We start from the raw sequence: 22932 nt of genomic DNA, 5'->3' as shown, positions 1-22932 counted from the left end.
GTGATTGCATGTAACGATATTGAAGTTTTTTATATTTTCAGCGAGAAAATGTTGACAGCCTCATTCGATAATGATTATCATTTAAATCGTTCAACATATACCACGGAGTCGCCGGAATGAACGCACCATTTAGCTTATTTACTCGTAACGAAACAGCCCATTCACTACCAATGCTACACTCAAACAACTTATTTGCCCTAGGCCGTGAAATTCGCATTATGCATGCTGGAGAAGAGTATCGTCTACGACTCACTCGCAATAATCGACTCATTCTTACCAAATAAGAACTATAAAAACCCAATAACAATAATCGTGGAAACAAGCAGTATGTCAGCGCGTACTGCTTTTTAATGTCTTTAAGTTTGATCATTTATGCTTTTTTTATCACAGATCACAATCTGCACATCTAAGGCTCAACCCTATTTAACAGCAGCTCCACTTTTAAACCGCCTAAGTCGGATGAACTAAATAACAACTGCCCTGCGTGTAAATCGACAATCTTCTGACAAATCGATAAACCCAAGCCTGAACCTTGTGTTTTTGTACCTAAAGCCCGATAAAAGCGTTCACCTAAACGCTGGATAATCGTAGCATCGACCCCATTTCCACTATTTTCAATCCTCAGTCTGAGTTGCTGTTTTTCGATCGTGAGATTGACAAAAACTTGTGCCTGCTCGGGGCTATAGCGAATGGCATTGTCGAGCAAATTGCGAAGTGCGCTAAATAAGAGCTGTTCATTGGCCAATACATAGGCTTGCTCTGCAAGCACCGCGCTAATTTTAATCTGTTTTGAGTCCGCAAAAGGCTGTAAAGTTTTAATCACGTCCAGCATTAGCAGACTGAAGTCAAACTTAGTCTTCGCTAAGCTTCCCTTTTGCTCAGGGTCTAGACGTGCCAGCAACAACAAATTATCCAACACCTGTACCCCACGACTGACATCTTGCTGGATCGGTTTGAACTCACTTTCAAGTTCAGGGAACTTGCGCTTAAGCACCTGAAGTCGCATTTGTATCGCGGAGAGTGGAGAACGTAGCTCATGTGAAGCGTCCGCGGTAAAGCGCTGCTCTGCCACTAAAGCTTGGTCTAAACGCGCCAATAAAGCATTCAGCTGAGACAGCATCGGTTGCAACTCAATCAGCTCAGGTTCTGGCATAGAAATAGGTGCTAAATCATTGACCGATTTATTTGAAATTTGCTCTGAAACTTGGTGTATCATCCGAAATTTACGTCGAATGGCAAAATGCATCAACAACCACTGTACACACCAGACTAAAAACAACACACCACTGAAAACTAGGATACTTTGCCAAAAGGCATGGAAACGTTCGGACATCGACTGGGTCACTTGAACCTGCAAACCGTGATTATCCTGTGCAGTATAAATACGCCACAGTTTATGCTCTGACCAATAAAAACCATAAGGTGCATCTGAAACCAAACTCAAATGATCAACGGTAATTTTTTCAGGCACATCTTCGGATGCAGTCAAAAGTTGCTGTGCATTATCGAGTCGATAGCGAATATCAAACTCATCACTAAGCTCTGCCAAGGCTTGACCATTGCTGACCGTTAAATCATCTGCCAGCAACATATCGGCCATTTCATCCATGATTTCATCTTGCATAGACATAGTCTGATAAACCGACACCCCCATAAACATCAGCAATGCCAAAAGCCCCGCCAGTATCGAACTGAGGAGCGAACTTTTAACGAGCTGACGCTGCAGTGAAATTGGCTGATCCATTATGTGTCCTGATTCATTCTGTAGCCCAAACCACGAATGGTTTTAATACACTGACTACCGAGTTTTTTTCGTAATTGATAAATAAAGACCTCAATTGCATTACTTTCGATTTCATCACCCCATGCATAAAGACTTTCTTCGAGTTGTTCCCGCGTAACGACATATTCGGGTTTGAGCATCAATTTATGCAAAATTTGAAACTCTTTGGCGGTTAAATTAACAGCTTGACCATTTTGAGTCACACTTTTGGCTTGCGGGTCGAGTTGAATATTGGCATAACTCAATACCTGCGAGCTGCTATGCTGTTGCTGTCGAAGTTGTAAGCGAATTCGAGCAGATAATTCCTCTAGACTAAAAGGTTTGACCAAATAATCATTGGCGCCCAAGTCTAGCCCTTCGACTCGATCTCGAATACTGTCACGCGCTGTTAAAAAAATTACAGGAGTCGATAGGTTCTTGCCACGGACTTTCAGCAAAATGTCATCACCTGTGGCATGCGGCAAACCACGATCTAAAAGCACACAGTCATACTGATGCTGTTCAATGGCTAAAATGGCATGGTCGCCCCGTTCCACCCAATCGACACTGTAGCCATCCATTTCAAGCCAAGTTTTAATACTCTCAGCTTGAGAGGCATCATCTTCTGCCAATAATATCCGCACTGCTTAACCTGCCTTATTACGATTGTTTAGATCATGCCGTGAAATGGCTCAAAATACAAAAACCACAGGGCTAAGATCCAATCGAAGCCCTGTGGTTTTTTAAGAAAGTCCAATCAAAATTGAATTGAGCTTGAACTAGCGTATTTAGAATTTCACTTGATCTACATCAATTTCAACGCGTTTTGCTGGTTTGTAATCAATATCCACTTCACCGATAATGGTTACAGGTGTTTTAGCTGAAATCGCTTTGCCACCCCATAGTTCATCATCAATGTCGACAGTAATTGAACCAGTTTGGTCACGGAATTCATACTTCTCATCCCCAATGGCTTTGACCACATAACCTTTTAACTGGACGTGACTGTCATCTTTTAATGTTAACGCATGCTTAACTGTAGTTGGTGTTGAAGCAGCAACTGCCGCTTGGTTCACTGCGGTGTTTGCTACAGCGACAGTGGTTGAGCCAATAACACCTGCAACCAATAACGCTTTCATCATCATATTCATATCCAGTACCTCTATTTAATTGTTCATCTATTTGATGAAGTCATTAAACCAAAGCTAGATGAGCTGAATCTTAAGAAAGATTCAATTAAAGCATTAAACGCTTAGTTAAGTGGGACGACACGTAACACTTCTTCTAGTGTCGTGACGCCTTCTAAAACTTTACGAGCACCCGCAATTCTTAAAGGCTCAATGCCTTCTTTTTTGGCTTGTTGACGCAGTGCAGTCAAGTCACCATTGGCACCAATCAGTTGCTTTGCCTCTAAACTCACGGGCATAAACTCATAGATGCCGACTCGTCCTTTGTAGCCCGTTTGACGACACTCTTCACATCCCACTGCGGTAAAGACTTTTTCAGGCATCTCCATAATGTAATCAAAAGTCAGATGCTCCCATTCTTGGCTATTGATTTGCTTTTCAACTTTACAATGTGGACATAAACGACGTACGAGACGCTGTGCCAACACCCCTAAAATGGTTGCCGCGGTTAAGAACGGTTGTACGCCTAAATCATGCAAACGCGTCAGACTGGAAGGTGCATCATTAGTATGCAGAGTTGAAAGCACCAAATGCCCTGTAAGTGCGGCCTGAATCGCCATATTGGCCGTATCATGGTCACGAATCTCACCGACCATAATAATGTCAGGGTCTTGACGCATCAGTGCGCGAACACCATCAGCAAACCCAAGATCAATGCCTGTATTCACCTGCATTTGGTTAAAACTCGGCTCTAACATCTCAATTGGGTCTTCAATGGTACAGACGTTCACCTGTTCCGTAGCCAATTGTTTCAAAGAAGAATAAAGCGTGGTGGTTTTACCTGAACCCGTTGGCCCTGTCACTAAAATAATGCCGTGACTATGCGAAGTCAGCGCTTGCCAATCACTGAGCAAATGCCCTTCAAAACCCAACTGCTGAAAGCTACGCACTAAAACTTCAGGGTCAAAAATACGCATCACCAACTTTTCACCAAAAGCAGTCGGTAAAGTCGAAAGACGCAGTTCTGTTTCTTGTCCTTTCGGTGTCCGTGTTTTTAACCGTCCATCTTGTGGTTTACGTTTTTCCGCCACATTCATTCGACCTAAAATTTTAATCCGCGAAATCACTGCGGTTAAAGTATTGGCAGGCATGTTATAAATCGTATGCAGCACTCCATCAATACGGAAACGAACTTTGCCGTTGTCTTTACGTGGTTCTAAGTGAATATCACTGGCACCTTGCTCAAAAGCAAACTGTAGAACCCAGTCGACTAATTTAACAATGTGTTGGTCATTGGCATCAGGGTTTTGACTATCACCCAACTGTAAAAGTGCTTCTACGCCTTTATTATCACGGTCATAACTCCCAGACTTCTGGGAGTTACTGACGGCGCGACTCACCTGATAATACTCGACCATATAGCGCTGTAATTGTTCAGGGCTGAGTAATACACGCTGGATTTTTTTCGGTGCAACATTCTGCTCCAAATTTGCAATCCAATCTTTCATATACGGCTGATCTGTTGCAATCAAAACTTGATTAGCCTGAACTTCTACTGCCAAGATTTTATTGCGGAAGGCGAATTCTTGAGACATCACCGAAGTCAAAGCTTGCACATCGGCTTTGAGTGGATCAATCACATAAAACGGTAATTGGGTCTTTTCGGCTAGCCACTGACACAGCCGATTTAATGTCAGTCTCGACTGTGGATGCAACTGATCCACCAAATTAAAATGAGCAATCCACTGTAAGGGATGCCACTTCAATTGATCGCGTTGACGGTGCGAGGTTTGTACTAGATTTTTTTCTTTTTCAGTGATTCGCCCATCTTTAAACAGTTGATCTAAGCACCAAGTGGTATCAATTTCAAAATTAAAATTCATTGTTATACGTCCCCAAACATAACCCCACTATAGCAAGATTTTCTGTATTCATTCGCACAAAGCATAAGCAAATCCTACAAATATCGAGGAGTAGCCAAGCTCATAAATATAATCACGAATTTACTCACAAATCTTGCTCTTTTAACTTGAATCCACCTTCAGCATTCGCCTATATTTTAGACAGGTCATTAAATTTTGTGAGATAGGCTTGGACTTCAGCGCAATTTCCATCAACAGCTTAGCTTTATCTGAGGTCCTCATCACCTTGGCTTCGGCATTGGGCTGTGGACTGTTGATTGGTCTAGAGCGCGAACGAAGCAAACAACGTGAAAACCAACAGAGCTTTGCAGGACTACGCTCCTTTGCCATTTGTGCCCTTCTCGGTGCCATTTGTTTTTTATTTGGTGTCAATATTGGCATTGTTGGTGCGCTGATCATCGGCGGCATAGTTATATTCTCAATGAAAAACCAAACCGAAGATTTGGGTTCAACCACTGAACTTGCCTTTGTCATGACCTATTTTATCGGGGCGATGTGCTTATGGAATACATCACTTGCTGCAGGTTTAGCCGTGCTCCTGACCATTATTTTAATGACCAAACATCCGATGCACAGCATTGCGGGGAAATGGATTACTGAGGCTGAGTTTAAAGACGGTATCTTTCTTCTAGCACTGATTCTAGTTGCCTTGCCCTTAACGCCGAATACGCCTTTATGGGGTGCTGTGCTGAATCCCTATATTATTTTAAAATTAGTCACACTCATTCTTGCTGTTCAAGCGCTTGCGCATATCGCCAAACGACTGCTGAGCACTAAAAATGCCATGATTTTATCGGCAATCGCCTCAGGTTTTGTATCCAGTACAGCGACTGTTGCCAGCTTAGGCATGGAAGTACGTGCAGGTCGAGCACTTGCCAAACCCAATGCAGGTGCAGCGCTAATGTCCTGTATTGCCACTTTGTTGCAACTACTAATTATAGTCGCAGGTGTGAGTATACTTTGGCTCAAAACTATACTGCTTCCGACTCTTGTAGCAAGTGTCCTTTTAGGGATCTGTGCTTATGCGTTGGTACGATCTGCCCCTGCACAAGAACAACATCAACCCACTGATTCACGCATGTTTAGCTTAAAAGAGGCTGGCATTATTGCCCTGACTTTGACGTTCATCCAAGCGGGTGTGTATGGACTTAACCTTTGGCTGGGAGATGCAGGTTTAATAGCAGGGACTTTGCTGGCTTCTTTATTTGAAATCCATGCAGCGATGGCAACAGTCGTGATGCAAGGAACACCGACAGACACGGCAGCAATGTCAGCATTTATCTTAGGTTTGACTGCACACGCTGTTGCTAAATCCGTTAATGCCGCCTTAACAGGTGGTAAGCAATACTTTATTGCTTTTGCCCCGATTCAGATTTTGCATATGGTGGTTTTGATTGGGCTATTGTATTGGAGCTTCTCTCTTTAAGGCTATCATTCTACGGCCGTAATATTCACTGTAGTTTCACCCACTGTAAAAGCGATATCAACAGCAGCAAATTTCATTTTATATACCCGTGCTTCATCATCCTGATACGCCGGTCTGGGATCTAAAGATAAAACGGCTTCAAGCTCTTGTACGGTCTGTAGTGAAAGTTTTTCACTCATCAAAAGCTGCTGCTTCTGTTCGATCGCCCGATCCGACCATATCACCGATTTACGTTTAGGTTCATCTTGCGCATAGCCACTTTCCACATCTATAACTGCATCTGAGTAGTGTATATAAGGTTTGATATCCACAATCGGAGTGCCATCTAGCAAATCACTTCCTGTGACATACACTCGAACCGACTTCCCCTCTTTTTTGACGCACTTGAGCCTCACCACCGATAGACCAATCGGTGAAGGACGATACATGCTGCGCGTAGCAAACACCCCTATTTTTTTATTCCCTCCTAAGCGTGGCGGACGAACTTGTGGACGAAACTGGGTTTTTTCTGGATTTTTATTGTCATGAAACTGCCACAACAACCATAAATGACTAAATGCCTCAATTCCTTCAAAGGCCAGAACATCATTATAGGGTGCTAGCATTTCAATATACGATTCCACTTGAACCAAATTAGGCTGACGAGGAATACCAAACTTTTCCTTATAAGAAGAGTGCATATAGCCAATAATCGGCAAGGTTAACTCAGTCATCATCACTTTTTCTAATAAGCTCAATTAAATATATTCAGTTTATCGAGAATGATTTTAGATTAGAATAGCAACCTGTTCTAATTTGATAATTTATTGAGACCTTTAATGGCTGCTTTCAACGTCGAAAAGATTACTCACGTCCACCATTGGAATGATACTTTATTCTCTTTTAAAACGACGCGCGACACTGCTCTACGTTTTAAAAACGGTCAATTTGTGATGATCGGTCTTGAAGTAAATGGCAAACCGTTAATGCGTGCTTATTCTATCGCTAGCGCAAACTACGAAGAAGAACTTGAGTTTTTCTCAATTAAAGTTCCTGATGGCCCTTTAACCTCTATTTTACAAAAAGTTAAAGTGGGCGACGAAATTTTGGTATCTAAAAAACCAACTGGAACTTTAGTACTTGATGACTTAAACCCAGGTAAAAACCTATACCTACTTTCTTCTGGTACAGGTCTTGCGCCGTTCTTAGCAACCATTCGTGATCCTGAAACGTACGAACGTTTTGAGAAAGTAATTGTAGTTCATGGTACACGTTTCATTTCTGAGTTGGCTTACCAAGACCTTATTTTAGACGAACTTCCGAACAATGAGTTCTTTGAAGAGCTAGGCATTAAAGACAAATTGGTTTACTACCCAACAGTTACTCGTGAAGAGTATCCAAACCAAGGTCGTGTAACAACAGTAATTGAAACTGGCGAGATTTTTGAGAAGATCGGTTTACCACGTTTTAACCCAGAAACGGACCGTGCAATGCTTTGCGGTAGCCCTGCATTCCTCGATGACGTTGCTGCACTTCTAGACCAACATGGTTTAAAAGAGTCGCCACGTATGGGTGTACTTGGTGACTACGTGATTGAACGTGCATTCGTTGAAAAATAAGATCGTATAAAGATATTAAAAAACCGAAGCTTAGGCTTCGGTTTTTATTTACTCTACGCATAGTTTTATCTAATATTAAAAAAAATAACAAATCCAGAATTCAAACCCATGACCTTTCCAGAACTCAAATTTAAAGACTATTTACATCCAAAACCCAAACCCAGCGGCCTCGATGTACAGTGCAAACTCCAGCATTTTGCCCTGATTACTTATGTCGTTGACCCAGCTCGTTTTAAAGAGATCATTCCAGCACGGTTTAAGTTAGACACGGTCCAGTACCAAGGCAAACAACATGCACTGATGTCAGTAGTGCCCTTCATCGATGTCGATTTCAGCTCTGCGGTTTACCCTTTTCCAAAATTCACTATGGGGCAAACCAATTATCGGGTCTACGTGATTGATCAGGAAACACAGGAACGTTGTGTTTGGTTTTTAGGAACAACTTTGGACTCTTGGACGCTAATCGTTCCTCGTTATGTTTGGCAATTACCGTGGCATCCAGCACAGATTGAGTTTGATTGTCAGCAAGATGTAGAGGGTCGATATACACAATATAAAATGCGTACCCAATCGGCATGGGCCACTTCAGATGTGCATTTGTCTCAGTCCGAACATGACCAATGGCTTTTTGAAGGCTTTCCCAATTTAGAAAGTTATCAGGTCTTCTTGACTCATCCTTTGGCAGGATTTTACCATCTCCGCGATGGAAAACTCGGCAGCTATCGTGTGTGGCATGGTCGCTTAAATCCGAAACCTGCAACACTGCATTACGCTCGCTTTGAACTTTTAGCAAGGCTCAATCTGGTATCCTATGACGATCAGCTCAAACCTTATAGCGTTCTGATTGAACCAATCAATGAATTCACCATTTATTTACCGCCGAGTTGTCTTAATTACTCGGGTAAATAGTGCAATAAATAATGAATACCCTACATATTTTAAGGAATATTAAGCATAATGAATAAATTTCAGCTAAGATAATGAGAGATTGGTTGTTTTTCTCCACAAATTCTCTATAATTCAACAAAACAGACAAGTCTGTCTATTTTTGCTGAAATACTGAATGACCGAAAACATTCAGAGGGTACAAAAAATATAAGAAGGCACATTAAGTTGCTCATATTCATATCATGCTTTATTGTAAAATAATGTGCGATATGGAACATAATCATTATCAGCAAAGCGCGATAACCTAACCGTTATCGCGCTTATTTATTTGCACTTGATTTATTTAAAATGTATTTAAGCCAGCAAGATAATGTGTATTGAGTTAAACTTAAAATCAAAGTTTATATATTAAGCAGCCGAGAGTTCCATTTGAATTAAAGTGTTCACACGCTTCCAATAATCTTCCAAATGCACTTGGTTCGGATCGATTTGCGCTTGTATGGTCATGCCATCCAAAATACTCGATAAAAAAGCCGCCAACTGTTCATCCTGCTTCACACCTAGACGATTCAAAGCCTGACATAGCTTGCCTTTTAACCATTCTTTATAATCAATTGCAGGCTGTAGCGAAGACGGATAAATTTTTGAAATTTCTTCAACTGCCTTTTGGAACATACAACCATTAAAATCCGCGCTATGAAACCATGCATGGTACCATTCAAAAATTGCACGAATATGGGAGAGATAATCACTGGGGTCACATGCAGCAATCGTCGCTTCAAGCGACTGCTGTAATTTTTTGTTTCTGGTCACTAAGCATTCTTCAATTAATTTAGCTTTAGATGGGAAGTGTTTGTAAAACGTCATTTTAGCAACGCCAGACTCACTAATAATTCGATCCACACCGATAGAATTATAACTATGTGAGTTAAAGAGATTAAGCGCTGTGTTAATGATGTCTTCTTTTTTTGACATTTATTTTACCTGATGCACAAAACTTTAAAATTAAGCCATTAACCCAAAAGAACAGCACATGAAAACGAAATACATCGATTGAAGACGATATTATATATCAAATTCAGATCAACACCGTTTTTTTATAAGAAACAATATCAATATTAAAATAAGCATTTGAAATATATAGTTTTTAAGATAAATAAAACACTAGAAGAATCGAGTCTTTTTCACTATGATAAAAATGATGACAATTAAAATTTACCTCGTATATGAATGTTCTCTCCTTCACCCAGTCTGAACACACCCGCTCAGAAGTTTTGCGCTTTATTGAACGATCCTTAAGCTCAACGTCATGGGCAGCCAATACTCAAGCGATCAGCCATTTAAAGCAAACGACAGCTGAACATATTTTATTTCAACATCCGATACTGACACGGCTGCATCAATGCCAACAGAGCCTTGAACAGCTGAAATTTATTCATCTGAATTATTTTACCGCCATTGTTAAAATTTTCACTGATGCTTTGAGTATGGCTATGTATCAAGCGCTGCAACTTGAGCACGACAGTAATATCGTGGAGCAAGACCGCATTGCAGCCAAAATATATGCACGCTATTTACTATCGTTGAATCTTTTAGATGAACTAGGTTTTAATACTCACCAACTTGAGAAAAGTTCACCCTCTAAATCGCATTTGGTCTATTTCCTTCAATTAATGCAGCAACTTGGGGTCAATGTCACCGATCAAAAACAGACCGAGCCTGAAGCTTTTGCAATTGCACAATTTATTCAAGAACATATTCATTCTTATGCAGACTTGCTGCTCATTTTAGCTTGCACCGAACTACAAGTGATTAAGTTTAGTGAAGCACTCAGAACTAATCTTGCAGCCTATGATCCTTCATTTACCCAAGGCTACTATGCATGTCATGGTCTTGCAGAAACATGTGATACAACCCTTGCTAACGATGACAATCATGAAGACGACATTTGGGTGCTATTCACACAATGCTATAAATCTGAACAAGCTCTGTATTTCCAGCAACTTCAAACTGAATATTTAAGTCTATGGAATAACTTTTGGAGCAAAATGAGTTTACGCACTCATTAATTCACCTCAGTAGCTAAACATCCTTGTACACTCACGTATCCAACTCTTGAATATGGAGTGAATTCACATCTTATGAATGCCAATCATTAATTTCCAGCAGTAGCATTAAATCTAGAATTAAACCGTAGAAGCACTCTCACTTTTATTGTGCAGTCGAATTTTCTAATACACTTTTTTTGCGCTCAGATAATGCTTTGCTCACCACTTGATAACCCGCAGTCATACCTAAAGTCGCCATAATGCCTGCCACGATTATGTCTGGCCACAAACTGCCTGTACCAAACACACCTATTGCAGCAAAAATAACCGCCACATTTCCAATCGCATCATTTCGGCTACAAAGCCAGACCGATTGCATATTAGAGTCACCTTCTCTAAAGGCATATAAAATGACGGCACAAACCACATTCGCGAGCAAAGCAATCACACCAATCACCCCCATGGTCATGGCTTCAGGTGGAATTCCCAAAGCATAGGCATATATCACTTTACCAATCACCACCAAGCCAAACAACGCCATTGTAATGCCTTTGAGCAGTGCCACTGTCGCCCGCCAATACAAACTCGCACCAAGTACCGCTAGGGAAATACCATAGTTGACTGCATCACCAAAGAAATCTAAAGAATCAGCCCATAAAGATGATGAATGTGCATAAGCCCCACCAATGAGCTCTACCACAAACATGGCTAAATTGATCAATAAGGCAATCCACAATGCCGTTCTAAACTTACTATTTGGCTTTTGCGGTGCGGGTGCACAACTGCAAGAAGAACATGCCATATACACAACCTCTATCCAGACCTAATCATTTTCTATTATGATTAAAAACTATGGAGTCGCTCTAGGGTCAAGCAAAATGAATCAACAAAACGCATCTCCTGTTTATTTAATGAAAGACTTAGTCCATAAAACAGGATTAAGTGCCGATACCATTCGTTTCTATGAAAAAAAGCATTTATTAGAGCCTTCTTTTCGCGGGGACAATAATTATCGCTATTATCAAGATGATGCACTTAAACGACTCATTTTTATTAAACGTTGCCGCGCGCTGGATATCTCACTCAAAGAAATTGAATACCTGATTGAACTGGAGCAAAAGCCTCAACAAGACTGTAGTGCGGTCAATCAACTGATCGATGAGCATTTGAAACAAGTCGAACAAAAAATCATTGAATTGCAAAAATTTCAGATACAACTACAACAACTTCGGCAGTCTTGCGCAACTCAATCAACCATTGATGATTGTCAAATTTTAAGACATCTTGAAGCAGGGCTAGATGTATAAAACACATCAACGCAGAATTTAGAATATGGGTATTACTCGGTTTTGCTACCTATTTACCCGAACCTTACATCGTCAATGTAGGATTTTTATTCTTATTTTCTTTAATTTTTTAATAATTTCAGAAATAAAAAATCTAGCCACACATCAAATCTAATAAAAATGATCTCTAATTATTTCGGATAAAAGGCCACAAAGAACTCCAATTTTTTGATGATTAAAACGACAAGTAAGTTTTATATAACAGATCTTTTACTTTATAAAACAAGGGAATTTAAATTCATTTTTATCCTTAGCCACATAAAATCATATATTCAAACATTTACCACTTAGCACTCAAATCGAACATTTGAATGTGTGATTTTCGCGTCTATCCCCCGCTCAAATTCCGAGTTTTTTACTAGGTTGAATCTATTTTTTAAAGCCCTACAATAAACCCATATTTTTTATATGCCTTAGTTTAATCATGAGCATTCATCACGTTACTGAACTTCTTTCTCCTGCAGGTTCGCTTAAAAATATGCGTTATGCATTTGCCTATGGTGCAGATGCGGTCTATGCCGGACAACCTCGTTACAGTTTACGTGTGCGCAATAATGAATTTGACCATGACAATCTAGCTATCGGCATTCAAGAAGCGCATGACTTAGGTAAAAAGTTTTATGTGGTCGTCAATATTCAACCACATAACTCAAAACTCAAAAACTTTATTCGTGACCTCACACCTGTGGTTGCGATGCAACCCGATGCCCTGATCATGTCAGATCCAGGGCTGATTATGATGGTACGCGAGCATTTTCCAGACATGGATGTACATCTTTCGGTTCAAGCCAATGCTGTCAACTGGGCTACTGTGAAGTTTTGGAAAAACATGGGACTGACCCGGGTCATTTTGTCTCGTGAACTATCCATTGATGAAATTGAAGAAATTAAGCAGCAAGTGCCTGACATGGAAATTGAGGTTTTTGTGCATGGCGCGCTATGCATGGCATACTCTGGACGTTGTATGCTTTCAGGCTATATGAATAAGCGTGATGCCAATCAAGGGGCATGTACCAATGCCTGCCGTTGGGAATACAAAGTACATGAGACTCATCAAGATGAAAATGGTGATGTAATCCCAGTCCAAAATCTGAATACAGACTCCAATTGCTGTTCAAACTCTGATGCTGATGAACTGCATATGCAAGCACAACATCAGTTCGATGAACCCGTATTACTACAACGTCATGAAGAAGACATGTTTGCTGCTGAAGAAGACGAACATGGTACTTACTTTATGAACTCAAAAGACTTGCGCGCGGTGCAGCATGTTGAGCGCTTGACTCAAATGGGCATCCATTCTTTAAAAATTGAAGGGCGTACCAAGTCTTATTTTTACTGTGCGCGTACCGCCCAAATTTATCGCAAAGCCATAGATGATGCGCTTGCAGGTAAACCTTTTGACCCATCACTCATGACACAACTCGAAGGTCTAGCCAACCGCGGTTATACCGAAGGTTTCTTACGTCGCCACGTACATAGCGAATATCAAAACTATGAAAATGGTTCATCCAGTTTTGACCATCAACAATACTGCGGTGAAATTTTGGAACGCAATGGCGATTATCTGAAAGTCGATGTCAAAAACCGTTTTGTAGTGGGCGATGTGCTCGAACTCATGACCACTTCAGGCAACATCACTTTTGAACTAACAGAAATCCTCGATAAAAAAGGCAATCTAATACTTGAAGCGAAAGGCTCAGGGCATGTGGTTGAAATCCCTGTTCCTGCTGATGTCGACATGCGCTATGCCCTACTCATTCGTAATTTACCGCATTCAAGTGCCGATATTTCAGCGCCTGCCTTGGCCTATGTTGCAAGCTGACTGGGGATATTGCCATGGCACTACGAATAACGGATGCATGTATTAACTGTGATATGTGTCTTCCCGAATGTCCCAATACCGCTATTTTTGAAGGTGATAAAATTTATGAAATAGATGTCAGCCGTTGCACCGAGTGTGTTGGTTTTTATGACACCCAAACCTGTGTCGATGTTTGCCCAATTGCTTGTATCGAGCCACATCCAGAACACATTGAAACACAGCAACAACTGTTAGAAAAATTTAAAGGATTGAACTTATTTAGCGTCTAACCTTGGGGAAAGTAGAAAAGAAACCGAGTACTGACCACACTCAGAGTTTCAAAACAAAAACTGGGCAAAGAATAACAATAAACAAAAACTAAATGAAAAAGCCAAAGTGACTGGGGAGCACTTTGGCTTTTTCTTTGTAGAAGATATTTGCTTTAAACGAAAAAAGGAACTGAGCTGTTAGTGACTCAGTTCCTATCAAGGGTAAAACCAAAGATCAGTGATACAACATAAAGGGGAAAAGCCAACGTATATTTTGGGAGAGCGTTGGCTTTTTCATTTTACACTTACAGCCCAGAACGAATAATGTAATCAAAAGCAGACAATGATGCTTTTGCGCCTTCACCTGTGGCAATGATAATTTGCTTGTATGGCACTGTCGTACAGTCACCTGCGGCAAATACACCTTTGACATTGGTTTCGTTGCGATCGTTAATCACAATCTCACCACGGTTTGAAAGCTCAACCGCTGTTTCTTTGAGGAAATCGGTGTTTGGCAATAAACCAATTTGCACAAAGATTCCTGCAAGCTCAACCGAATGTTCTACATCAGTTGCACGGTCTTTATATTTCAATGCTGTCACTTGTGAACCATCACCCACAACTTCAGTTGAGAGTGCATTCAGGATCACTGTGGTATTAGGCAAACTGTGCAATTTATCTTGCAACACTTGGTCAGCACGTAGTTTGGTATCAAACTCAACCAAGGTCACATGTTCAACAATCCCAGCAAGATCAATCGCCGCTTCGACACCTGAGTTCCCCCCGCCTATTACTGCTACACGTTTGCCTTTAAACAGTGGACCATCACAGTGTGGGCAGTAGGCAACACCGCGGGTACGGTATTCTGCTTCGCCCGGCACATTCATTTCTCTCCAACGTGCACCTGTTGAAAGAATCACAGTTTTAGATTCAAGCTTCGCACCATTTTCTAAAGTGACTTCAACCAAGCCATTTGCTGTCTCATCCGCACCTTTGATGTTAGAGACACGTTGTAAGTTCATGATGTCCACACCATACTCACGTACATGTGCTTCCATTTCAGCAGCAAACTTCGGCCCTTGAGTCTTTTGAATCGAGGTATAGTTTTCAATGTCCATGGTATCCATGACTTGACCACCCATACGTTCAGCCACGATCCCGGTTTTAATGCCTTTACGTGCTGCATAGATGGCAGAGGTATTTCCCGCAGGACCACCACCAATCACTAAAACATCAAAAGCATCTTTGGCATTAAGTTTTTCAGCTTCTTTAGCTGCTGAATTGGTATCCAGTTTGGCAACAATCTCTTCCAAGGTCATACGGCCTTGACCGATATGCTGGTTGTCTTGGAACACCATTGGTACAGCCATGATTTTGCGTTCTTCAACTTCGTCTTGGAAGAATGCCCCATCAATCATAGTTGCTGTCGTGCCCGGATTGTAAATGGCAATCAGGTTCAACGCTTGTACCACATCTGGACAGTTATGACAGCTTAAAGAGACAAAGACGTCAAAGTCAGACTGGATGCCTAAACCTTTGATTGAAGCTAAAACTTCATCCGATACTTTGGGTGCATAACCTGAGGTTTGTAACAATGCCAAGATCAAAGAGGTAAACTCATGCCCCATCGGTAAACCCGCAAAGAACACACGCGGCTCTTCACCGGCCTTTGCCACACCAAAGCTCGGTGCACGTGAGTTTTGACCATCAAAACGTGCAGTCACCAGTGGAGACAGTGCTGCAACCTCTTCAACCAATTCTTTGATTTTGTCTGATTTCTCAGTACCGTTCAAAGTCGCAACCAATTCAATCGGACCTTCTAGGCGTTCAAGAAGTGTTTTTAATTGAGCTGAAGTATTTTGATCTAACATTGTTAAGCTCTCCAAAGCAGTCTATAAATTTATTTGATAGAAGAATCATAGAGTAAATCTAAAAATAGATAAAACAGTTTGTTTTTATTTTAATAATCGGTTTTATAGATTTAAGGATATCCATCATTTAAAGTCACACTAAACGCAGGACTTTAAATGAAGTCAAAGCTTAGGATTCACTCTGCATCCGCTGTTCAATTCTTAAAGTTCTGGCTTTTAACTGACGTGTCAGACCAAACAACACAAGACTCAGCACTGCCATTAGTAGCATCAAGATAAGCGAGAAGAATTGCATGACCGTAGTGAACTGTGCTGCTTGCTGAACTTGTTTTTCTACACTTGCAGCCATCGGCGTGAGTGTTTTGCCATAGAGTTGATGCTGCATCGTCCATAACTGTTCAGGCTTAAACCCATATTCAATAAAATGTGAATCGGTTTTTTCTGCTTGGACCAGAGCAAGCACATGCGGAATGGCTGCATTTTTATCGACAGGTTGGTGTAACAACGCCGTTTGCGCAAGCAAATAATGTTTTACAGGCATTTGTATTCGTGACTGCTGCAAATACTGCGCTATTTCACTTTGCTGAATATTTTTATCGTAGTGTACGATTTGCTGAAAAGCCTCGCTTTCATCATCTTTTAAATCATATTGCACATAAGTCAGCCCAGACCAAAGCAGAATAAAGGCAATCAGCCATGCCACAAACTTCAGTATAAAAGATTGAAAACGTACATAGAAAAAATGAATTTTCCGTGCATAGTGCACCAGTATGAATGCCCCAATAAAAGACACCATAATCTTGAGCACAAGCCAACCAAACCACGACAGCAAATTCAGAAAATAATCTGGCTGATGTCCAAGTGATGCTAAATTTGCATCGATACTCATGGGCATATGTAGTTGCTGTATTTCTGTGCTCAGTCCAAAAAAGCTATAGACAAAATCAGGTTGTAGAAAATAGCTAATGCTGGAGGCAATAAACAGGGCTGCACTCAACATACACCATAAACTCAGTTTACGTTGACGTTGTTTGAGTGCAACCACGCCTTGTTCAATGTGCTGAGGCTGAACAACATACTCATCTAAGGAAGGCAAATACTTCTCCTCTATCGACCACGCAACTGGGCATTAAGATGGTGTCGTACGATTAGAACTTGAGTCTAAAACCAGTTGATTCAAATTGTCCTGCAAACTACGCAAACGTGTGGTTGCTTCAGCACGTTTCTGCATCCCTTCTTTTTGTATTTGAATCACATCATTTACTGTTTTAATGAGGGTGTTTTGTACATGTTCAAGCGTCTCAATATCAATCACTGAACGTTGATTGGCTTTTGCTGTATCTACTGAGTTTTGATGTAACAAATCGGCATTACGCTTCAATAAGTCATTGGTCGCATCGTCAATGGTATTGGCCAACTGCACACTATTCTTCTGCTCATTTAAAGAAATCGCCAAACTAATTTGATTTTTCCATGCAGGCAATGTGATGTTTTTAATCGCATAAAACTTATCGACCAACATCAAATTATTAGACTGGATAATACGAATCATCGGTAATGTTTGCATGGCTGATTGTTGTAAAACCTGCAAATCACTCACGCGTTTTTCCAAATTATTGGCTAAATGATTGAGGTCGTAAACTCTCTGTGTCGTGGTTTGATCTTGTGCCTGTGAAGTCAGCGTTGAGATTTCCTGCTGAATTTCATCCTGTTTCAACTGACCCGCTGCGATATACACACCGAGCTGTTTATATTCACTTTGTACACCATGAAACATCCGATCTAGTGTATCAACACGTGCTTTTAAACCAGACTGTGATTTTTCAATTTCTTTCACTAAAGTATCAATCTGCTCTTTGGTGGTATTAAAGTGCATATCAATATTATTCTTTGCCCCTTTAATTTTGCTCATCAAGCCACCGAAGAAACCTGAATTTTTCTTTTTATTTAAGATACTTGAGGTATTGAGCTGTTGTGCGACTTGTACCACCTGATTCAGCTTTTGCCCTGTTTCATCAAGATCCTTGTTTTGCACCAAATTTAACAACTCATCGGTATATCCTGAGGTTTGTGTCGCAATATTTTTACCATACTCCGCCACGGCGTTATGGTTGATTTCTGCCAACTCTTTCCGAGCTGCCAAGACCGCATTGAAGTCATCTTGTTGCAAGCCAATTTCTTGCAAATTTAACTGTTGAAACTTATGTTCAATCACTTCAGTGGTTGGCTCCACCACAAGACTGTTTTGTTCTGAGTTGGTCATAATTCACCTAATCTATTTCTTAAAGTGTTGGTTTCTGTAGTGATTTTTTTAAGGTATGAATCAATTTTTCACGGCTATTATCGAGCTTTTCTAGTTCAATTGTCGAGCTCGATTGCTGTGATTGTTTGACATGATATTGCCATGCTGGAATCAAGACCTGTTGTGCCTCTTTATATCGGTCCAACAAACTCAATGAAAGCTGCTGAGACAATTGCATTTGAGTGATCGCAATATCATTACTGCTTTGCAAAGTCTGCAAGCTGTTTATTTTCTTGGATAACCGTTCTGCAAAATTATCTAAAGGATGTGCATTCTTCACAAATTTAGGATATTCCAGTAAAAATGCTTCAGCCGCAGATATATATTTGGCCATTTGCTCACGTAAGCCTGTTAACTGCTGATAGCGCGCCTGTGACTTTTGAATTTCAATTTGTAATTTTTGGCTGAGATGATTGGCTCGATCCAACAGCTGATCCAGTTTTTTATAGTATTCAACTTGGGTTGAACCATATTCAATATCAATCCCGAGCCACTTTTGCAGCCCATTAAATTTGCGCTTCTTCAGGTATTTTTTTGAGTCAGCCAGTGACTGGATCAGTTGCTCAATGGTCTGACTCAACTGTAAAGTGAGCTGCGGGTCCACTCCATTTAACAGCACAGACTGCGCTTGAATGACACTATCTGCATAATGATTGAGACGATATTGATCGTTCAGCAACGGAACCAAATCATTATGCTGGATACTTAAAAGTTCATCTGAATTGACTGGTATATCCCTTAAAGGAACAAGAACGTCAATTTGTGCCATAGTGCTTTAACCCAATAAAGAAATTGAATAAAATCATTTTTATAGTACAGCTTTTATGTCAAATAACATGTAGATTTTTGCAAAAATGCTGTGACATCTTTTGTGCCGTAGAAATTATCATGAAGGTATATCTGTTATTAAGTACTCTATTCGTACTAGGACTCAAACCTATTGAATAGAAATAAAAGATCCAATCAATACATACTCTATTTTTATCTTCTATGGAGTTACAATCCTTTATGAAAAAAAACGCATATTTGAAGTCATAAAAAAGCCATGATCAACATGGCTTAAAAATGGGGTGTTTCGATATTATAAATAATCGCCTTCACGCTCAGGTTGATAAACCACTTTTTCAATTTTGACTTTCATCATTTGACCATCTGGCTGTGGCCATTCAATTTCTTGACCTTCAGCTAAGCCAAGAATTGCTGCACCAATTGGGGCTACAACATTGACCTGTCCCTTCTCGCCTTTAAAATCATGCGGATAAACCAAGGTAATTTCAGATGCTTCTGTAGATGGCGCAATGGTCAGTAAAACTTTTGCATTCATCGTTACCACATTGGCAGGCATATCTTGTGGAGCAACAACATCGGCGCGGGCCAATTCTTCTTCAAGCAACTGCATGGTCGGTGTAAGTTTAGGCTGATGCTCTAACATCGTTTCTAAACGATGAAGATCCTGCTCAGAAATGATAATTGCTGGGTTTGCCATGTGCTGCATTCCTATTTGAATACGATATGAATAAAATTCTTATTAAAAATAATTTATTAGCCTATAACTTCTGTTATATCAGAAATGCAGTCTAAATTACATTTCAACTGATTTTGATTTTTTAATGCTATAAAAAAAGCCCCCTTGAGGGGGCTTTCTCAAGTCAGAACTTAGTTTGCGTAAACAGGAAATTTCGCACAAACAGCTTCAACTTTCGCTTTAACAGCGTTAATCACAGCTTCATCACCTTTACTGTCTAGGATATCAGCGATCCAACCAGCAAGTTCGCGTACTTCAGCTTCGCCGAAACCACGAGTCGTCACAGCTGGTGTACCAATACGGATACCAGAAGTCACAAATGGTGAGCGCGGGTCATTTGGTACAGCATTTTTGTTCACAGTAATATGAGCTGCACCTAACCATGCATCTGCTTCTTTACCTGTTACATCTTGCTTAATAAGAGATAACAAGAACAAGTGGTTTTCTGTACCGCCAGAAACGATGTCATAACCACGAGCAATGAGAACTTCAGCCATTGCTTGAGCGTTCTTCACCACTTGTTGTTGGTAAACTTTGTATTCAGGAGCCATTGCTTCTTTAAAGCAAATCGCTTTAGCCGCTACCGCATGAACCAATGGACCACCTTGGTTGCCAGGGAATACAGCTGATTGTAATTTTTTCTCAATTTCTTCGTTTGCTTTCGCAAGGATTAAACCTGAACGTGGGCCACGAAGTGTTTTGTGTGTAGTGGTTGTTGTTACGTCAGCAATCTGAACTGGGCTTGGGTAAACACCAGCAGCAACTAGACCAGCAACGTGAGCCATATCTACAAATAGGTAAGCGCCAACTTTATCCGCGATGTCACGGAAACGCTGCCAATCTACAATTTGGCTATAAGCAGAGAAACCAGCTACGATCATACGTGGCTTGTGCTCAACTGCTAAACGCTCAACTTCTTCGTAATCAATTTCGCCAGTTTCAGGGTTTAAACCGTACTGAATTGCGTTGTATGTTTTACCAGAAAAACTTACTTTAGCACCGTGAGTCAAGTGACCACCGTGAGCCAAACTCATACCCAAAACAGTGTCGCCTGGGTTAAGAAGAGCTAAGTAAACAGCAGAGTTTGCTTGTGAACCTGCATGTGGTTGAACGTTTGCGTAATCTGCACCGAAAAGCTCTTTAGCACGGTCAATCGCTAATTGTTCAATCACGTCTACATATTCACAACCGCCGTAGTAGCGTTTGCCTGGGTAGCCTTCAGCATATTTGTTTGTAAGTTTTGAACCTTGCGCTTCCATTACTGCTGGAGAGCAATAGTTTTCAGAAGCAATCAGTTCGATGTGCGCTTCTTGGCGAGCATCTTCATTTGTGATTGCTTGCGCGATTTCTGGATCAAATTCAGCAATTGAGATATTGGCAAACATTAGCGAGGTCCTATGAAATTAGGGCTTTTAAGCCGTGCTAAGATTGGCGCGTATTGTAGCATGAAGTTTATAAAGTTCGAGAACGAACTTTACGCAGTTTTAAATAAAAAATCGCTCATGAAGCAGAACTCCATGAGCGATTTGAGTCAAAGCAAATTACTGAATTGGCATGAGAGTTTTGACATCGGTCACAAAATTATCCAAATTACGAGTATAAACAGTCGTATGATTCCATTTATCAACTGGAGCAAGTAGTCCATCATTTTTGTAAGTAATGACTGTCCCCGCTGGGGCAGTATTTACTAATAAATCCGTAACCGTTCTAGGCACAGTCTCATCAAATGATCCTTGATAAATAATGATTGGAGTACTTATCTTCTTTTTCAAAGGCTGAGAACCATTTGCCAGAAAATCTTTCACTTCCGGAATATTGGTCATAAACCCAGTTTGGGTACGTGGATATCCCTCTATTGTTCCAAAAATGTCTGCGTAATCGACCATTGGGGCACGAAAAGTACCTCCTAATAGCGTATAACATAGAGACTCAGCTTGTCTCGCAATATCATCTGTTGGAATTTCAAAGACTTCACTATAGCGTAATGCTGGGTAAGGATTTCTTAATCCTGCTGTAATTAAAGCAGTAAAAGTATCTAATGGCGCAAGAATATTAATTTTTTTCGTTAGATCCGTTTCCGTAGCAGCTTGCTGCTCACCACCTGCGAGGATTAAACTCAGGTTGGATGCTGGTGCAATGGCAATAGCGCCTTTGTAATCGAGCTGTGCTCTTGATGCATTCTCAGCAGCACCTAATGCGGCATGTCCCCCTTGAGAATGGCCAATAACAGTCCAGCGCTTCTCCGTTGTATTCCCCAAATTTTTACTCGCGGCAACAACTGCATCTGTGATCGAATAAGCCTCACTTTTCAGATTTAAAAATGGATGTAACTCACGACCTCCAGGTTCACCTAAGCCTTCATAATCTGGAGCAACCACGGCATAACCTGCTACAAGTAACTTTGCAATTAAGAATTCGTTTCCACCTAAACCTTGCTGACTCGGGGCACATTGATCAGCAACACCTGTAGTTCCATGTGCCCATGCAACGATCGGCCAACCGCCTGCTGGCATTGGCCCTTTTGGTTTAAAGACTAAAGCTGTTGCTTGCGTTTCACTTCCATTGACCCCACGCATTAAATAGGTCATCAATGTTTTAGAACTACTAACACTATCCAACACAACATTAGCATTAATATCTACATCTGTATAAGCCTCGACTCTAACCACTGGATTAACAATATTATTTTTAGGCACCCCATCATCTACGATAACAGAAGTTGAATCGCCATCCCCTCCTCCACAGGCTGTTAAAACAAGCACAGAACTACTGACGAACACGGCCAATATATGTTTTTTCATCTTAAAATTCCTTAATGACATTTTTTCTTGTTGTAACGATTCAAATCACTTGAATACATTAATGATTTACGCCTCAAAATGACGCATGGCAAGACTGGTTACGAGAATGATACAAAGTGAACATTGTCTGCAAGTGAGCACTTACCATTGTTATAAAAACTGGTAATTTGGAGTTCAAAATAAATCCTGACCCTACAACTGAATTCAGGTGCGGAACACTCTCCTAGTCGTTGTTTGAGCTGA

Annotated in this window: 22 protein-coding genes; 8 read left to right on the top strand and 14 right to left on the bottom strand. The window is 40.7% G+C overall.

Annotation, left to right across the window (positions count from 1 at the left end; all coding sequences use genetic code 11):
- Positions 1–116: 116 nt before the first annotated feature.
- Positions 117–284 (top strand): hemin uptake protein HemP, encoded by a 168-nt coding sequence (gene hemP / locus AC4CU3_RS14545; RefSeq protein ID WP_004696105.1) that lies wholly within the window; start codon positions 117–119, stop codon positions 282–284.
- A gap of 122 nt (positions 285–406) precedes the next feature.
- Here hemP and AC4CU3_RS14540 read toward each other — a convergent pair whose 3' ends face one another.
- The 4 genes from AC4CU3_RS14540 to tfpB form a co-directional block, all read right to left on the bottom strand.
- Positions 407–1744 (bottom strand): sensor histidine kinase, encoded by a 1338-nt coding sequence (locus AC4CU3_RS14540; protein WP_279043843.1) that lies wholly within the window; start codon positions 1742–1744, stop codon positions 407–409.
- Positions 1744–2406 (bottom strand): response regulator transcription factor, encoded by a 663-nt coding sequence (locus tag AC4CU3_RS14535; RefSeq protein WP_010327161.1) that lies wholly within the window; start codon positions 2404–2406, stop codon positions 1744–1746. Before AC4CU3_RS14535 ends, AC4CU3_RS14540 begins: the two co-directional genes overlap by 1 nt.
- Before the next feature lie 144 nt (positions 2407–2550).
- Positions 2551–2913, bottom strand: coding sequence for a NirD/YgiW/YdeI family stress tolerance protein (locus AC4CU3_RS14530; RefSeq protein ID WP_004696098.1), 363 nt, complete (start codon positions 2911–2913; stop codon positions 2551–2553).
- A 101-nt stretch (positions 2914–3014) separates the two neighbouring features.
- Entirely contained in the window at positions 3015–4772 is a 1758-nt protein-coding gene (gene tfpB, locus AC4CU3_RS14525; RefSeq protein WP_159152861.1) for a type IV pilus assembly ATPase TfpB, read from the bottom strand.
- Between the two features lie 208 nt (positions 4773–4980).
- Between tfpB and AC4CU3_RS14520 the strand changes: the two genes are divergently transcribed.
- Entirely contained in the window at positions 4981–6237 is a 1257-nt protein-coding gene (locus tag AC4CU3_RS14520; RefSeq protein ID WP_279043842.1) for a DUF4010 domain-containing protein, read from the top strand.
- Between the two features lie 5 nt (positions 6238–6242).
- Here AC4CU3_RS14520 and tsaA read toward each other — a convergent pair whose 3' ends face one another.
- On the bottom strand, positions 6243–6953 hold the full coding sequence (gene tsaA / locus AC4CU3_RS14515; protein ID WP_279043841.1) for a tRNA (N6-threonylcarbamoyladenosine(37)-N6)-methyltransferase TrmO: 711 nt from the start codon (positions 6951–6953) through the stop codon (positions 6243–6245).
- A gap of 102 nt (positions 6954–7055) precedes the next feature.
- Here tsaA and AC4CU3_RS14510 point away from each other — a divergent pair, with 102 nt between their 5' ends.
- Positions 7056–7835, top strand: a complete 780-nt coding sequence (locus AC4CU3_RS14510; protein ID WP_004696086.1) for a ferredoxin--NADP reductase — start codon at positions 7056–7058, stop codon at positions 7833–7835.
- Positions 7836–7943: 108 nt separating this feature from the next.
- A complete protein-coding gene (locus tag AC4CU3_RS14505) occupies positions 7944–8744 on the top strand; it encodes a DUF2071 domain-containing protein (RefSeq protein ID WP_279043840.1) in 801 nt (266 codons plus the stop codon).
- Between the two features lie 387 nt (positions 8745–9131).
- On the opposite strand, the gene AC4CU3_RS14500 is transcribed toward AC4CU3_RS14505, so the two are convergent.
- Positions 9132–9698, bottom strand: coding sequence for a TetR/AcrR family transcriptional regulator (locus tag AC4CU3_RS14500; RefSeq protein ID WP_125274718.1), 567 nt, complete (start codon positions 9696–9698; stop codon positions 9132–9134).
- Positions 9699–9949: 251 nt separating this feature from the next.
- On the opposite strand from AC4CU3_RS14500, the gene AC4CU3_RS14495 reads away from it, so the two are divergent.
- The gene (locus AC4CU3_RS14495; protein WP_279043839.1) at positions 9950–10792 is read left to right on the top strand and encodes a hypothetical protein; all 843 of its coding nucleotides are present in this window, start codon (positions 9950–9952) and stop codon (positions 10790–10792) included.
- A gap of 142 nt (positions 10793–10934) precedes the next feature.
- On the opposite strand, the gene AC4CU3_RS14490 is transcribed toward AC4CU3_RS14495, so the two are convergent.
- Positions 10935–11573 (bottom strand): cation efflux transmembrane domain-containing protein, encoded by a 639-nt coding sequence (locus tag AC4CU3_RS14490; protein WP_238954173.1) that lies wholly within the window; start codon positions 11571–11573, stop codon positions 10935–10937.
- Positions 11574–11649: 76 nt separating this feature from the next.
- Here AC4CU3_RS14490 and AC4CU3_RS14485 point away from each other — a divergent pair, with 76 nt between their 5' ends.
- From AC4CU3_RS14485 to AC4CU3_RS14475, 3 genes are all read left to right on the top strand, one after another.
- Positions 11650–12078 carry a Cd(II)/Pb(II)-responsive transcriptional regulator gene (locus AC4CU3_RS14485; protein ID WP_279043838.1) on the top strand — a complete coding sequence of 143 codons (429 nt, stop codon included), beginning with the start codon at positions 11650–11652 and terminating at the stop codon, positions 12076–12078.
- 463 nt (positions 12079–12541) lie between these two features.
- On the top strand, positions 12542–13942 hold the full coding sequence (gene trhP, locus AC4CU3_RS14480; protein WP_279043837.1) for a prephenate-dependent tRNA uridine(34) hydroxylase TrhP: 1401 nt from the start codon (positions 12542–12544) through the stop codon (positions 13940–13942).
- Between the two features lie 14 nt (positions 13943–13956).
- A complete protein-coding gene (locus AC4CU3_RS14475; RefSeq protein WP_126037291.1) occupies positions 13957–14211 on the top strand; it encodes a YfhL family 4Fe-4S dicluster ferredoxin in 255 nt (84 codons plus the stop codon).
- Between the two features lie 284 nt (positions 14212–14495).
- Here AC4CU3_RS14475 and ahpF read toward each other — a convergent pair whose 3' ends face one another.
- The 7 genes from ahpF to AC4CU3_RS14440 all read right to left on the bottom strand — a co-directional run bounded on the left by ahpF (position 14496) and on the right by AC4CU3_RS14440 (position 22689).
- Positions 14496–16061, bottom strand: coding sequence for an alkyl hydroperoxide reductase subunit F (gene ahpF, locus AC4CU3_RS14470; RefSeq protein WP_348960226.1), 1566 nt, complete (start codon positions 16059–16061; stop codon positions 14496–14498).
- A 169-nt stretch (positions 16062–16230) separates the two neighbouring features.
- Positions 16231–17157, bottom strand: coding sequence for a hypothetical protein (locus AC4CU3_RS14465; RefSeq protein ID WP_279043835.1), 927 nt, complete (start codon positions 17155–17157; stop codon positions 16231–16233).
- Between the two features lie 33 nt (positions 17158–17190).
- On the bottom strand, positions 17191–18324 hold the full coding sequence (locus tag AC4CU3_RS14460) for a toxic anion resistance protein (RefSeq protein WP_259233020.1): 1134 nt from the start codon (positions 18322–18324) through the stop codon (positions 17191–17193).
- A gap of 19 nt (positions 18325–18343) precedes the next feature.
- The gene (locus tag AC4CU3_RS14455; RefSeq protein WP_201706619.1) at positions 18344–19132 is read right to left on the bottom strand and encodes a tellurium resistance protein; all 789 of its coding nucleotides are present in this window, start codon (positions 19130–19132) and stop codon (positions 18344–18346) included.
- A gap of 312 nt (positions 19133–19444) precedes the next feature.
- Complete coding sequence (gene rnk, locus AC4CU3_RS14450; RefSeq protein WP_004696044.1) at positions 19445–19849, bottom strand: nucleoside diphosphate kinase regulator; 405 nt, start codon at positions 19847–19849, stop codon at positions 19445–19447.
- A gap of 170 nt (positions 19850–20019) precedes the next feature.
- A complete protein-coding gene (gene glyA / locus AC4CU3_RS14445) occupies positions 20020–21273 on the bottom strand; it encodes a serine hydroxymethyltransferase (RefSeq protein ID WP_004982454.1) in 1254 nt (417 codons plus the stop codon).
- Positions 21274–21429: 156 nt separating this feature from the next.
- On the bottom strand, positions 21430–22689 hold the full coding sequence (locus AC4CU3_RS14440; RefSeq protein ID WP_279043834.1) for an alpha/beta hydrolase: 1260 nt from the start codon (positions 22687–22689) through the stop codon (positions 21430–21432).
- Between the last annotated feature and the right edge of the window lie 243 nt (positions 22690–22932).

Source organism: Acinetobacter sp. 802_lipA (assembly GCF_058242885.1).
This window is presented reverse-complemented; position numbering and strand designations above follow the sequence as displayed.

Coding starts and splice junctions, on each gene's coding strand:
- trhP (WP_279043837.1), top strand. CDS start 12,542: ATGAGCATTCATCACGTTACTGAACTTCTTTCTCCTGCAGGTTCGCTT.
- AC4CU3_RS14510 (WP_004696086.1), top strand. CDS start 7,056: ATGGCTGCTTTCAACGTCGAAAAGATTACTCACGTCCACCATTGGAAT.
- ahpF (WP_348960226.1), bottom strand. CDS start 16,061: ATGTTAGATCAAAATACTTCAGCTCAATTAAAAACACTTCTTGAACGC.
- hemP (WP_004696105.1), top strand. CDS start 117: ATGAACGCACCATTTAGCTTATTTACTCGTAACGAAACAGCCCATTCA.
- rnk (WP_004696044.1), bottom strand. CDS start 19,849: ATGGCAAACCCAGCAATTATCATTTCTGAGCAGGATCTTCATCGTTTA.
- AC4CU3_RS14505 (WP_279043840.1), top strand. CDS start 7,944: ATGACCTTTCCAGAACTCAAATTTAAAGACTATTTACATCCAAAACCC.
- tsaA (WP_279043841.1), bottom strand. CDS start 6,953: ATGATGACTGAGTTAACCTTGCCGATTATTGGCTATATGCACTCTTCT.
- AC4CU3_RS14475 (WP_126037291.1), top strand. CDS start 13,957: ATGGCACTACGAATAACGGATGCATGTATTAACTGTGATATGTGTCTT.
- AC4CU3_RS14500 (WP_125274718.1), bottom strand. CDS start 9,698: ATGTCAAAAAAAGAAGACATCATTAACACAGCGCTTAATCTCTTTAAC.
- AC4CU3_RS14460 (WP_259233020.1), bottom strand. CDS start 18,324: ATGACCAACTCAGAACAAAACAGTCTTGTGGTGGAGCCAACCACTGAA.
- AC4CU3_RS14495 (WP_279043839.1), top strand. CDS start 9,950: ATGAATGTTCTCTCCTTCACCCAGTCTGAACACACCCGCTCAGAAGTT.
- AC4CU3_RS14485 (WP_279043838.1), top strand. CDS start 11,650: ATGAATCAACAAAACGCATCTCCTGTTTATTTAATGAAAGACTTAGTC.
- tfpB (WP_159152861.1), bottom strand. CDS start 4,772: ATGAATTTTAATTTTGAAATTGATACCACTTGGTGCTTAGATCAACTG.
- AC4CU3_RS14490 (WP_238954173.1), bottom strand. CDS start 11,573: ATGGCATGTTCTTCTTGCAGTTGTGCACCCGCACCGCAAAAGCCAAAT.
- glyA (WP_004982454.1), bottom strand. CDS start 21,273: ATGTTTGCCAATATCTCAATTGCTGAATTTGATCCAGAAATCGCGCAA.
- AC4CU3_RS14540 (WP_279043843.1), bottom strand. CDS start 1,744: ATGGATCAGCCAATTTCACTGCAGCGTCAGCTCGTTAAAAGTTCGCTC.
- AC4CU3_RS14455 (WP_201706619.1), bottom strand. CDS start 19,132: ATGGCACAAATTGACGTTCTTGTTCCTTTAAGGGATATACCAGTCAAT.
- AC4CU3_RS14440 (WP_279043834.1), bottom strand. CDS start 22,689: ATGAAAAAACATATATTGGCCGTGTTCGTCAGTAGTTCTGTGCTTGTT.
- AC4CU3_RS14530 (WP_004696098.1), bottom strand. CDS start 2,913: ATGAATATGATGATGAAAGCGTTATTGGTTGCAGGTGTTATTGGCTCA.